The sequence below is a fragment of the Streptomyces sp. NPDC051218 genome (genome assembly GCF_044455475.1).
Taxonomy (GTDB): Bacteria; Actinomycetota; Actinomycetes; order Streptomycetales; family Streptomycetaceae; genus Streptomyces.
The window spans coordinates 293,976-304,965 of the sequence record NZ_JBITEU010000002.1 but is presented as its reverse complement, the minus strand read 5'-3'; the positions used below and the strand labels follow the sequence as shown (position 1 = coordinate 304,965).

The 10,990-nt window shown below is 70.8% G+C and carries 9 protein-coding genes; 5 read left to right on the top strand and 4 right to left on the bottom strand.

Features of this window, described 5'->3' with window-relative positions; translation table 11 throughout:
- The first annotated feature begins 18 nt into the window (after positions 1–18).
- Positions 19–1,299, top strand: a complete 1,281-nt coding sequence (locus ACIBCK_RS07810) for an FAD-binding protein (RefSeq protein ID WP_399387765.1) — start codon at positions 19–21, stop codon at positions 1,297–1,299.
- Here the strand turns inward: ACIBCK_RS07810 and ACIBCK_RS07805 are convergent.
- Complete coding sequence (locus tag ACIBCK_RS07805; RefSeq protein ID WP_399387763.1) at positions 1,296–2,369, bottom strand: family 43 glycosylhydrolase; 1,074 nt, start codon at positions 2,367–2,369, stop codon at positions 1,296–1,298. The genes ACIBCK_RS07810 and ACIBCK_RS07805 overlap by 4 nt on opposite strands.
- 174 nt (positions 2,370–2,543) lie before the next feature.
- Positions 2,544–3,467: a LysR family transcriptional regulator gene (locus ACIBCK_RS07800; protein ID WP_399387761.1), complete on the bottom strand. Its 924-nt coding sequence runs from the start codon at positions 3,465–3,467 to the stop codon at positions 2,544–2,546.
- A 102-nt stretch (positions 3,468–3,569) separates the two neighbouring features.
- On the opposite strand from ACIBCK_RS07800, the gene ACIBCK_RS07795 reads away from it, so the two are divergent.
- Positions 3,570–4,400, top strand: a complete 831-nt coding sequence (locus ACIBCK_RS07795) for an oxidoreductase (RefSeq protein ID WP_399387759.1) — start codon at positions 3,570–3,572, stop codon at positions 4,398–4,400.
- 30 nt (positions 4,401–4,430) lie between these two features.
- On the opposite strand, the gene ACIBCK_RS07790 is transcribed toward ACIBCK_RS07795, so the two are convergent.
- The gene (locus tag ACIBCK_RS07790) at positions 4,431–5,630 is read right to left on the bottom strand and encodes a methyltransferase (RefSeq protein WP_399387757.1); all 1,200 of its coding nucleotides are present in this window, start codon (positions 5,628–5,630) and stop codon (positions 4,431–4,433) included.
- Between the two features lie 183 nt (positions 5,631–5,813).
- On the opposite strand from ACIBCK_RS07790, the gene ACIBCK_RS07785 reads away from it, so the two are divergent.
- Genes ACIBCK_RS07785 through ACIBCK_RS07775 form a run of 3 tightly spaced genes read left to right on the top strand, consistent with a single transcriptional unit; the run spans position 5,814 to position 10,468 of the window.
- The gene (locus tag ACIBCK_RS07785; RefSeq protein ID WP_399387755.1) at positions 5,814–7,283 is read left to right on the top strand and encodes an aldehyde dehydrogenase family protein; all 1,470 of its coding nucleotides are present in this window, start codon (positions 5,814–5,816) and stop codon (positions 7,281–7,283) included.
- Entirely contained in the window at positions 7,280–8,872 is a 1,593-nt protein-coding gene (locus ACIBCK_RS07780; protein WP_399387753.1) for an APC family permease, read from the top strand. Before ACIBCK_RS07785 ends, ACIBCK_RS07780 begins: the two co-directional genes overlap by 4 nt.
- A 33-nt stretch (positions 8,873–8,905) precedes the next feature.
- Positions 8,906–10,468 carry a GMC family oxidoreductase gene (locus tag ACIBCK_RS07775; RefSeq protein ID WP_399387751.1) on the top strand — a complete coding sequence of 521 codons (1,563 nt, stop codon included), beginning with the start codon at positions 8,906–8,908 and terminating at the stop codon, positions 10,466–10,468.
- Positions 10,469–10,507: 39 nt separating this feature from the next.
- Here the strand turns inward: ACIBCK_RS07775 and ACIBCK_RS07770 are convergent, their stop codons facing one another.
- Positions 10,508–10,981, bottom strand: coding sequence for an NUDIX hydrolase (locus ACIBCK_RS07770; RefSeq protein WP_399387749.1), 474 nt, complete (start codon positions 10,979–10,981; stop codon positions 10,508–10,510).
- Between the last annotated feature and the right edge of the window lie 9 nt (positions 10,982–10,990).

Sequence of the window (10,990 nt, the reverse complement as noted above, 5' to 3'; positions counted from 1 at the left end):
TGAGGGAGGGACCCGAACATGACCGACGGCTTGGCGACCGGGCGGGACCGCGCCGTGACCAACTGGGCCGGGAACATCACCTTCTCGGCGCGTGAGCTGCACCGGCCCGCGTCACTGGCCGCCCTGCGGGCGCTCGTCGCGGGCAGTCGGCAGGTGCGGGTGCTCGGTAGCGGCCACTCGTTCAACCGGATCGCCGACGTGGACGGTGGCGCGGCGGGGGCGGCCCTGCTCTCCCTCTCCGCTCTTGAGCCGTCCATCGACGTGGACACCTCGGCGTCCTCCGTGCGCGTGTCCGGCGGTGTGCGGTACGCCGAACTCGCCCGGTATGTGGCCTCGTTCGGTCTCGCGCTGCCGAACATGGCCTCGCTGCCGCACATCTCCGTGGCCGGTTCGGTCGCCACGGGGACGCACGGATCCGGCAACGGCAATCAGTCGCTGGCGGAGATCGTGCGGGCGGTGGAGCTGGTCACCGCCGATGGGGAGACGGTCGTGCTGAACCGCGGCGACGACGGGTTCGACGGCTCCGTCGTCTCTCTCGGCGCGCTCGGCGTGATCCTCTCGCTCACTCTCGACCTGGAGCCGGATTTCCGGGTGAGCCAGCGTGTGTTCGGCGAACTCCCGCTGGAGGGGCTCGACTTCGATGCGGTGACGTCGGCGGCCTACAGCGTGAGTCTGTTCACCGACTGGCGCGGGCCGCGCTTCGACCAGGTGTGGCTCAAGCAGCGCGGCGAGGCGCCTGTGGACTTTCCCTGGGCGGCGCCCGCGACCGCCCCGCGGCATCCGGTGCCGGGTATGCCCGCCGTCAACTGCACCCAGCAGCTGGGCGTTCCGGGGCCGTGGCACGAGCGGCTGCCCCACTTCCGGGCCGAGTTCACGCCGAGCAGTGGTGCCGAGCTCCAGTCGGAGTATCTGCTGCCGCGCGAGCACGCCCTGGCGGCTCTGCACGCCCTGGACTCCCACAGGGGCGAGGTGGCGCCCGTCCTTCAGGTGTGCGAGGTGCGCACGGTCGCCGCCGACACCCAGTGGCTCAGCCCCGCGCACGGCCGCGACACCGTGGCGTTCCACTTCACCTGGGTGCCTGACGCGTCGGCCGTGCTCCCGGTGGTCGCACGCGTCGAGGAGAGCCTGGCCCCGTTCTCGCCCCGGCCGCACTGGGGCAAGGTGTTCGCCGCCGACCCCGCCGAGCTGGGCGCCCGATATCCGCACGCGGCCGATTTCGCCGCGCTCGCCGCACGCCTCGACCCGGCGGGGAAGTTCCGCAACGCCTTCGTGCGGCGTTTTCTCGGGCCGCTGCTCTAGGACGCGGCGTCGGCGACCGGGATGCCGAAGTCCGGTGTGCCGTCCGGCTTCCAGCCGAACTTCTGGATGCGGGTGTGCCGGTTGGGGTCGTTCAGGGGGTCGCCGACGATGTCCTTGTACTGGCGGGCGTGGTAGACGAGGACATCGGTGCGGCCGTCCTCGGCCACGGTGAAGCAGTTGTGGCCGGGGCCGTACTGCTTGGTTTTGTCGTTGCTGGTGAAGACGGGGGTGGGTGTCTTGGTCCAGGACGCGGGGTCCATGAGGTCGCTGCGGGCGCCGGCGGTGAGCAGCCCCATGCAGTAGTTGAAGTCGGTCGCGGACGCCGAGTACGTGAGGAAGACGCGGCCGTTGCGCTGGATGACGCTGGGTCCTTCGTTCACCTTGAAGCCGATGCACTCCCAGGCGTACTCGGGTGTGGTCAGGCGTGTCTGAGGGCCCGTCAGGGTCCATGGGTCGGCCATGCGGGAGAGGAAGACGCCGGTGTTGTTGTCCATGCCGGGCTCGTACTGCGCCCAGGCGAGGTAGCGGCTGCCGCGGTGCGTGAAGGTGGTGGCGTCGAGCGAGAAGGTGTCCCACGCCGTGGTGAGCTGCCCCTTCTCCGTCCACGTCCCCTTGAAAGGGTTGGCGTTGGCGTTCTCCAGGACCCAGATGCGGATCTTCCACACGTCGTCGGCGGGTGCCGCGGCGAAGTAGATGTACCACTTGCCGTTGATGTGGTGCAGTTCCGGCGCCCAGATGTGCGAGGCCATGTCGCCGCTGGTGTGCCGCCGCCAGATGACGGACTCGTCCGCCCGCGTCAGGCCCCGCAGGGTGCGGGAGCGGCGCAGGATGATGCGGTCGTACTCGGGGGACGTCGCCGTGAAGTAGTAGTGGCCGTCGGTGTGGCGCTGGATGTGCGGGTCGGCACGCTGCTCGACGAGCGGGTTGCGGTAGGCCGGTGCCCGGGAGGCCGGGGCCCCGGTTGCCGCGTGGGCGGGCGCCTGGGTGAGGGCGGGTGCGGCGGCGAGGGCCCCTGCGGCCAGCGTCCCCTTCAACACGGTTCTGCGACTGGGTACTTCACTGTGGCTCATGCGGCTCCCCTAGCGCCGACGTCCGTTATTTCGAACGCCATCTGATACTCCGAACGCCGAAACGGTAAGGGGGCGTTGGGGCAAGGTCAACGGTTGGGGCGAGATGCGACGAGATGGGTCCGCGGGCGTCTGGGCGGGTGTCCGCGGGCGTCCGCGCAGCCTGCTCGCGGGCCTCTACGCCGCCCGCCCCAGCGCCTCCCCGCACGCCTTGATGTACGCGCTCACCAGCGGGCGGCTGTCCTCGCCCGCCCGCCAGGCCAGGGCGAACCTGCTGGGCGTGATGCCGCGGACCGGGCGTGTGACGACACCGCCGAGCGTGATCAGGGGGGCGTTGCCCTCCGCGACCAGACAGACACCTCTGCCGTCCACCAGCGCCTCGTACGTCTCGTCGGTGCCGGCGATCTCCGCACCGACGCGGGGCGGGCGGCCCGCGCGGGCGTCCAGGGCGAGCCAGTAGTCCCGCAGCGCACCCGCGCTCTCGGGCAGCGCGAGGAAGGGTTCGTCGACGAGGTCGGCGAAGTCGACCTCGTCCTGGTCCGCGAGGCGGTGCGTCACGGGTAGGGCGACATGGCGCGGCTCCTCGGCGACCACCACCCAGTCGTAGCGTTCCAGGTCGGGAAGCGGCAGCCAGATGAAGGCCACGTCCGCCGTGCCGTCCGCGAGGCCCGCGCTCGCGTCCTCCCAGCTCACCTGACGCAGCCTGATCTCGGCCTCCGGGAGGGAGTCGCCGAAGCGGGACCGTATCGCCGGGAGGAGACCCCCGCGCGCCGGTCGCGTGCTCATGCCCACGGCGAGGGTCGCCCGCTCCCCGGCCTTCGCGTGCTCCACCGCCGTGATCGCCGACCGCCAGTGTTCGAGCACCCGTTGCGCCTGCGGCAGGAGCGCTGCGCCCACGGAGGTGAGGCGCACGCCGCGGTGGCCCCGCGCGAACAGCTCGGCGCCCAGCTGCCGTTCCAGCGCCCGTATCTGCTTGCTCAGCGCGGGCTGCGAGACGAAGAGCCGCTCGGCGGCGCGCGTGAAGTGCAACTCCTGTGCCACCGCGACGAAATAGCGGAGATCCCTGCTGTGCACGTCCCTGCCGTGAAGGTCCATAACCATCAGCTATCACGTCAAGTCTTGGACGGTCCATCCCATTCGGCCGCAGGATGATCCACAGAGCCGGGGACGAACGAACCGGCCGACACCGCAAGGGAGTTCGAGATGACGAAGGTATGGCTCGTGACGGGCGCGACCAGCGGCTTCGGCCGGGCGATCACCGAGGCGGCCGTCGCCGCGGGCGGCGTGGTCGTGGCCACCGCCCGTAACGCGTCGTCCCTGGACGACCTGGTCGCCGCCCACCCCGACCAGGTCGAGGCCCTCGCCCTCGACGTGACGGACACGGCCGGCATCGAGGCCGCCGTGCGTGACATCGCCGACCGGCACGGCCGCATCGACGTGCTGGTGAACAACGCGGGACGCAGCCACGTCGGCGCCCTTGAGGAGGACTCGGACGCCGAGCTGCGCGCCCTGTTCGATGTGCACGTCTTCGGTCCCGCCGCGCTGACCCGCGCCGTCCTTCCGCACATGCGGGCGCGGCGCTCGGGAGCGATCGTGCAGATGAGCAGCATGGGCGGCCAGATGTCCTTCGCGGGTTTCTCGGCGTACAGCGGCACGAAGTTCGCCCTGGAAGGGATGTCGGAGGCACTGGCCGCCGAGGTGGGACCGCTCGGCATCAAGGTCCTGGTCGTGGAGCCCGGCGCGTTCCGGACGAGACTGTTCGGCAACACCAGCGCGAGCCCCGTCGAGATCCCGGACTACGCGGAGACCGCGGGCGCCACCCGCGCGATGGTCGCGGGCGGCGACGGCGAGCAGCCCGGCGACCCGGCGAAGGCCGCCGCGGCGATCATCACCGCGCTCGACGCCGACGAGACGCCCCTTCGCCTGCCGCTGGGCGAGGACGCCGTGGACGCGGTCGTCGGGCACCTCGACTCGGTCCGCGCGGAGATCGCCGCCTGGGAGAAGGTGACCCGGGCGACCGCCTTCGACGCCTGAGGCGGAAGGGACGCACCCCGCGAGAGGGGGTCAACGGTCGCGCTTGACCGCCCGCAGGACCACGAACTTCGGGTTGCCCGCGACGACTTGAGAGTTGCCGAAGAGCTTCCGCAGCTTCACGTGGTAGTCGAGATGGCGGTTGCCGACGACCCACAGCTCACCGCCGGGGCGCAGCGCCGCACGCGCCCCGGCGAACATCCGCCAGGCGGTCGCGCCGCTGGTCGCCTGGTGGCTGTGGAACGGCGGATTGTTCAGGACGAGGTCCACGGAGCCCGCAGGCACCGCCGACAGCGCGTCGCCCGCGATGAATCGCGCACGCGTGGTCTCGGCGGCGTTCGCACGGAAGGTGGCCTCCGCCGAGGCGACTGCGGGGTAGGACTCGTCGATGAAGGTGACCGTGGCCTCGGGGTCGGCGACGGCGGCGGCCGTGCCGAGCACGCCGTTGCCGCAGCCCAGGTCCACGATGTGCGCGCCTCTCCCCTCGGCTCCCCTGCCGGTCGGCAGATGCTGCAGAAGGAAGCGGGTGCCGATGTCGAGCCGTTCGGCGCAGAACACCCCGGCGTGGTTGACGGCCGTCAGGCCCGCTCCCGCCCCGGAGTCGTCGTCGAGGACGTAGCTGCGCGGCCAGGGGCTGGGGCCTGCCTCGCGCTCCGGATCCGGCGTGCTGAAGATGAGCCGCGCCTTCTGCCGGGCCAGTGACGTCCGCGTAGGGCCGATGATCCGCTCGAAGAGGTCGAGGGTGGAGGTGTGGATCTCGGTGACCATGCCGGTGCCGACGACGACCGTGCCCGCGTGCAGGGCGGGCGCGAGCCGGTGCAGCTGGTCCTCCAGGAGGGCGAGGCTCTTCGGCACCCGGACCAGGAGGACGTCGATCCGGCTCGGCGGGGCGTCCCCGGTCGTCGAGAGCCGCACGGCGTCCGGCGCGAACCCGGCGCGCGCCACGTTGGCCCGCGTCGCCTCCCGCGCGAGGAACGAGTCGGTGATCAGCGTCGGCCCGTGCTCGGCGAGCGCGGTGGTCAGCGCGCCCCAGCGGTCGCCGACGACGGCCACGGTGCCGGAGAGGTCGACGGGCTTCGCCGCCTCCTCGGACCCGGCGGGCCCGCCGTCCTCGCCCGCGAGATGGCGCAGCAGGTAGGCGTCGGCGGCGGACCAGGCGCGCAGGGGGTCGCGAGGGTCCTCGGGAAATCGTGTGAGGTCGTACGCGCCCCATGACGTGATCAGCCGGTTCATCGTGCCTTCAGGCTATCGAAAGGAGCCCGCACCCGATCAACTGGGACGCCTGGTCCCGCGGGGGCCGGAGGGGACGGAAAGAAGCGGCTGCGCCGAATAGCGGCTCTTGTAGTGCGTTCGCGGCCCGTTCTCCTTACCGTCCATTCGTGGAGCACCCGCGCATCCCACCCCCGAGGAGCCGTCATGCCGGAGTTGTTCATCGGCGGAACATGGACCACTGCCGTGGACGGGCAGACACGGGAGATCCGCTGTCCCGCGGACAACACCCTGGTCGCGACCGTCGACGAGGCCGGGCCCAAGGACGCGGCGGCGGCGATCGCCGCCGCGCGTGAGGCCTTCGACCGCGGGCCGTGGCCGAGCACCCCTGCGGCGGACCGCGGCAGTCTGCTGCTGCGCGTGGCCGACCTCCTCGAACGCGACAAGGACGCGCTCGCCCGCGCCGAATCCCTGGACACCGGGAAACGGCTCGTGGAGAGCGAGTACGACATGGACGACATCGCGAACTGCTTCCGCTACTTCGGCAATTTGACGGCGGCGGGCGGCACCGACCGGGTCGTCGACGCCGGAAGCCCGGAGGTGGACAGCCGGGTGGTGCACGAGCCGGTCGGGGTGTGCGCGCTGATCACACCCTGGAACTATCCGCTGCTGCAGACCGCGTGGAAGGTCGCCCCGGCGCTGGGCGCGGGCAACACCTTCGTCCTCAAGCCCAGCGAGCTGACCCCGCACACCTCGATCATCCTGATGCGCCTGCTCACCGAGGCCGGGCTGCCGGGCGGCGCCGCCAACCTGATCCTCGGCGCCGGCCCCACCGCGGGCGCGCCGCTCAGCGAGGACCCGCGGGTCGACATGGTGTCGTTCACCGGCGGGCTCGTCACCGGGCGGCGCATCATGGCCGCGGCGGCGCCCACGGTGAAGAAGGTCGCCCTGGAACTGGGCGGGAAGAACCCGAACATCGTCTTCGCCGACGCGGACTTCGAGACGGCGGTCGACTACGCCCTGATGGCGATCTTCCTGCACTCGGGCCAGGTCTGTTCGGCCGGGGCACGGCTCCTCGTCCAGGACGAGCTGCACGACTCGTTCGTCGACGCCGTGGTCGAGCGCGCGCAGCAGATCCGGCTCGGCGGGCCCTTCGACCTGAACGCCCGCACGGGGCCGCTGATCTCCGCCGCGCACCGCGACAAGGTCGAGGCGTACGTGGCGGCCGGCGTCGCCGAGGGCGCGGTGCTGCGCTGCGGTGGCGCACGCCCCGACGATCCGGCGCTGCGGGACGGCTACTACTACCCGCCGACCGTGCTCGACGAGTGCACGCCCGGCATGTCCGTGGTCACCGACGAGTCGTTCGGCCCGGTGCTCACCGTCGAGCGGTTCCGTGACGAGGACGAGGCGGTCGCGCTCGCCAACGACACCGTCTACGGACTCGCGGGCGCCGTCTGGTCGCAGGACACCGGCAAGGCCCACCGCGTGGCCTCCCGGATGCGCGCGGGAACCGTATGGATCAACGACTTCCATCCCTACGTGCCGCAGGCGGAGTGGGGCGGCATGAAGCAGTCCGGCTTCGGGCGCGAGCTGGGACCGGCCGGTCTCGCCGAGTACCAGGAGGCCAAGCACATCTGGCGCAACCTCGCCCCGACACCACAGAGGTGGTTCGAATGAGCACGGATCCCGGCAAGGGCGCCGAGGCCGCCGACGCAGCCCGGCAGCAGCACCAGGACGACGACGCCGCGCTCGGCAAGCTCGGCTACCGGCCCGAACTCAAGCGCACCCTGGGCAACTTCCACACCTTCGCCGCCGGGATCAGCTACATCTCGATCCTGACCGGTACCTTCCAGCTCTTCTACTTCGGTGTGAGCTTCGGCGGTCCCGCCTACTGGTGGTCCTGGCCGATGGTCTTCGCCGGCCAGCTGATGGTGGCCCTCTGCTTCTGCGAGCTGGCCGCCCGCTTCCCGGTCGCGGGGTCCGTCTACAACTGGGCCAAGCAGCTCGGCGGCAAGCACGTCGGCTGGCTCGGCGGCTGGATGATGCTGACGGCCACCATGGTGTCCCTCGCGGCGGTCGCCCTCGCGTACCAGATCACGCTGCCGCAGATCTCCGACACGTTCCAGTTCATCGGGGACGGCAGCGGTACGACCGACGCGGCGAAGAACGCGGTGCTGCTCGGCTCCGTGCTGATTCTGTTCACCACCCTGGTCAACGCGTTCGGCGTCAAGCTGATGGCCCGGATCAACTCCGCGGGCGTGCTCATCGAGCTGATCGCGGCCGTCGTCCTGATCGTGCTGCTCGCCGCCCACATCACGCGCGGCCCCAGCGCCATCACCGAGACCGGCGGCCTGGGCCAGGGCCAGAACCTCGGCTACTTCGGGGCGTTCCTGACCGCGTCGCTCGCCTCGGCGTACGTGATGTACGGCTTCGACACCGCGTCCTCGCTCGGCGAGGAGTCACTCGACCCGAGCCGCAACGCCCCGCGGGCGATCCTGCGGGCGCTGATCTTCTCGTTCCTGATCGGCGGGCTCATCCTGCTGTTCGCGCTCCTTGCCGTGCCGGACCTGCACGCGGAGGAACTGTCCGTGGACGGCCTGCAGTACGTGGTCCTGAGCACGCTCGGCTCCACGATCGGCGAGATCGTGCTCTGGTGCGTGGTCGTCGCCATCACGGTCTGCGAGCTCGCCGTCCAGGCGGCGGGCATCCGGCTCGCGTTCGCCATGGCCCGCGACGGCACGCTGCCCGCTTCCTCGCTGCTCGCCAAGGTCAGCCCGCGTTTCAAGACCCCCGTACTGCCCGCGATCGTCATCGGTGTCGTCGGCGTAGCCATCCTGGTGATCAACATCAACCAGCCGCAGATCTTCTCGGTGATCACGAGCATCGCGATCATCATGATCTACCTGGCCTATCTGCTGGTCACCCTGCCGATGCTGATCAGGCGTCTGCGCGGGCAGTGGCAGCCCGTCGAGGGCAAGTTCTCGCTCGGCAGGTTCGGCCTGCCCGTCAACATCCTGGCCGTGCTCTGGGGCGCGGCCATGTCCCTCAACCTGGCCTGGCCCCGCGCGGAGGTCTACAACGCGACGGGACCGCAGCACTGGTACCTGCGCTGGGGCGCGTTCCTCTTCATCGGCATCGTGGCCTGCGGCGGCTTCGCCTACTACTGGTTCGTGCAGCGGCACAAGGCGGGCGTACTCGCCGAGCACCGCTTCGAAGAAGAGGCCGCCGACCCCACCACTCCCCCGTCGCCGCCGGCCGCCCCCTGAACCCCGCTGATCCGTCGCTGATCTGGAGTCACCATGCCCGCTAAGAGCCCTCGGTCCGAGTACGACTACGTGGTGGTCGGCGGCGGCACGGCAGGCGCCGTCGTCGCCGCGCGGCTGACCGAGGACCCGGACGTCAGCGTCTGCGTACTGGAGGCAGGGCCTTCCGACGTCGGCGACGACAACGTCCTGCAACTGGACCGGTGGATGGCCCTGTTGGAGTCCGGTTACGACTGGGACTACCCGGTGGAGCCGCAGGAGAACGGCAACAGCTTCATGCGGCACGCCCGCGCCAAGGTGCTCGGCGGCTGCTCGTCGCACAACTCCTGCATCGCCTTCTGGGCCCCTGCCGAGGACCTCGACGAGTGGGGCTCACTCGGCTGTACGGGCTGGAGCGCGGCGGACTGCTTTCCCCTCTACCAGCGCCTGGAGACCAACGAGGCGCCCGGCGACCACCACGGCCGCTCCGGCCCGGTGAACATCATGAACGTCCCGCCGAACGACCCCTGCGGTTCAGCCCTGTTGGAGGCGTGCGCGGCGGCCGGAATCCCCACCACGCCGTTCAACACCGGTAGGACGGTGGTGCGCGGCGCCCACTGGTTCCAGATCAACTCCCGTCCGGACGGCACCCGTTCGTCCGCATCGGTGTCGTATCTGCACCCGATCCTGGGCAAGCGGCCGAACCTCGAGGTACGCACGGGCCTCCAGGCGAGGCAGTTGCTGTTCGACGACAACCGACGCTGTACGGGCGTCGAGTACCTGGAGCCCGACACCATTCACAGCGGCAGCGTCACGGCGCGCCGCGAGGTGATCGTGTCCTGCGGTGCCATCGACTCGCCGAAGCTCCTGATGCTGTCGGGGATCGGCCCCGCCGGGCATCTGCGGGAGTGCGGCGTGGACGTGCGGGTGGACTCCCCCGGGGTCGGCGCGCACCTCCAGGACCACCCCGAGGGCGTGATCATGTGGGAGGCGAAGCAGCCGATGGTCACCTCCTCCACCCAGTGGTGGGAGATCGGCATCTTCGCGGACACCGAACCGGGCCTCGACCGCCCGGACCTGATGTTCCACTACGGCTCGGTGCCCTTCGACATGAACACCTACCGGCGCGGCTACCCGACCACCGACAACGCCTTCTGCCTCACCCCGAACGTCACCCGGGCCCGCTCCATGGGCACGGTCCGGCTGCGCACCCGCGACTTCCGCGACAAGCCGATGGTCGACCCGCGCTACTTCACGCACGAGCACGACATCCGCGTGATGACGTACGGCCTCAGGCTCGCCCGGGAGATCGCGGCGCAGGCCCCAATGGCGGACTGGGCGGGCACCGAACTCGCGCCGGGCCCCGAGGCCACGACCGACGACGAGCTCTTCGCCTACATCCGCCAGACCCACAACACCGTCTACCACCCGGCGGGCACCGTGCGGATGGGGGCGACGGACGACGCGGACTCGCCGCTCGACCCCGAACTGCGGGTCAAGGGCGTCAGCGGGCTCCGCGTCGCCGACGCGTCGGTCATGCCGTTCCTGCCCGCGGTCAACCCGTGCATCACCACCATGATGATCGGCGAGAAGTGCGCCGACATGATCAAGGCGGGCTGACACCTCCGTCCCGGCGGGCTCAGGGCGGTCGAATCGGGCTCAGGAGCGGTCGAACCAGGTGGGCTGTTCCTCCGCCATGGCCTGCTTGATCCTGAAGACCCCGAACTCGTGCAGGTCGGGCAGCTGGTCGACGGCGAACCAGCCCACTTCGAGTGACTCGTCGTCGTTGACGCGGGCCTCGCCGCCGGTGGCGCGGCAGCGCACGGTGATGTCCATGAACTGGCAGGTGTCGCCGTTCGGGTACGTCACCGGCTCCAGGGCCTCGACGAGCACGACGCGCTCGGGCACGCACGTCACCGCGGTCTCCTCGAAGACCTCGCGCACGGCGCAGGCCGCGGGCTGCTCCCCCGGGTCCGGGATGCCGCCGATGACGGACCACTTGCCGTTGTCGGAGCGCCGCCCGAGGAGCACTCGGCCCTCGTCGTCGAAGACGATGGCAGTGACCCCGGGGAGCCACAACAACTGCTGGCCCGCGTCGGCCCGGATCGTGTGGATGAAGTCAGGAGTTGCCATGCCGTCGAC

What these genes read in the sequence shown, in the direction of transcription:
- ACIBCK_RS07785 (WP_399387755.1), top strand. Translation starts at nt 5,814, where the DNA reads ATGCCGGAGTTGTTCATCGGCGGAACATGGACCACTGCCGTGGACGGG.
- ACIBCK_RS07795 (WP_399387759.1), top strand. Translation starts at nt 3,570, where the DNA reads ATGACGAAGGTATGGCTCGTGACGGGCGCGACCAGCGGCTTCGGCCGG.
- ACIBCK_RS07780 (WP_399387753.1), top strand. Translation starts at nt 7,280, where the DNA reads ATGAGCACGGATCCCGGCAAGGGCGCCGAGGCCGCCGACGCAGCCCGG.
- ACIBCK_RS07775 (WP_399387751.1), top strand. Translation starts at nt 8,906, where the DNA reads ATGCCCGCTAAGAGCCCTCGGTCCGAGTACGACTACGTGGTGGTCGGC.
- ACIBCK_RS07810 (WP_399387765.1), top strand. Translation starts at nt 19, where the DNA reads ATGACCGACGGCTTGGCGACCGGGCGGGACCGCGCCGTGACCAACTGG.
- ACIBCK_RS07805 (WP_399387763.1), bottom strand. Translation starts at nt 2,369, where the DNA reads ATGAGCCACAGTGAAGTACCCAGTCGCAGAACCGTGTTGAAGGGGACG.
- ACIBCK_RS07770 (WP_399387749.1), bottom strand. Translation starts at nt 10,981, where the DNA reads ATGGCAACTCCTGACTTCATCCACACGATCCGGGCCGACGCGGGCCAG.
- ACIBCK_RS07800 (WP_399387761.1), bottom strand. Translation starts at nt 3,467, where the DNA reads ATGGTTATGGACCTTCACGGCAGGGACGTGCACAGCAGGGATCTCCGC.
- ACIBCK_RS07790 (WP_399387757.1), bottom strand. Translation starts at nt 5,630, where the DNA reads ATGAACCGGCTGATCACGTCATGGGGCGCGTACGACCTCACACGATTT.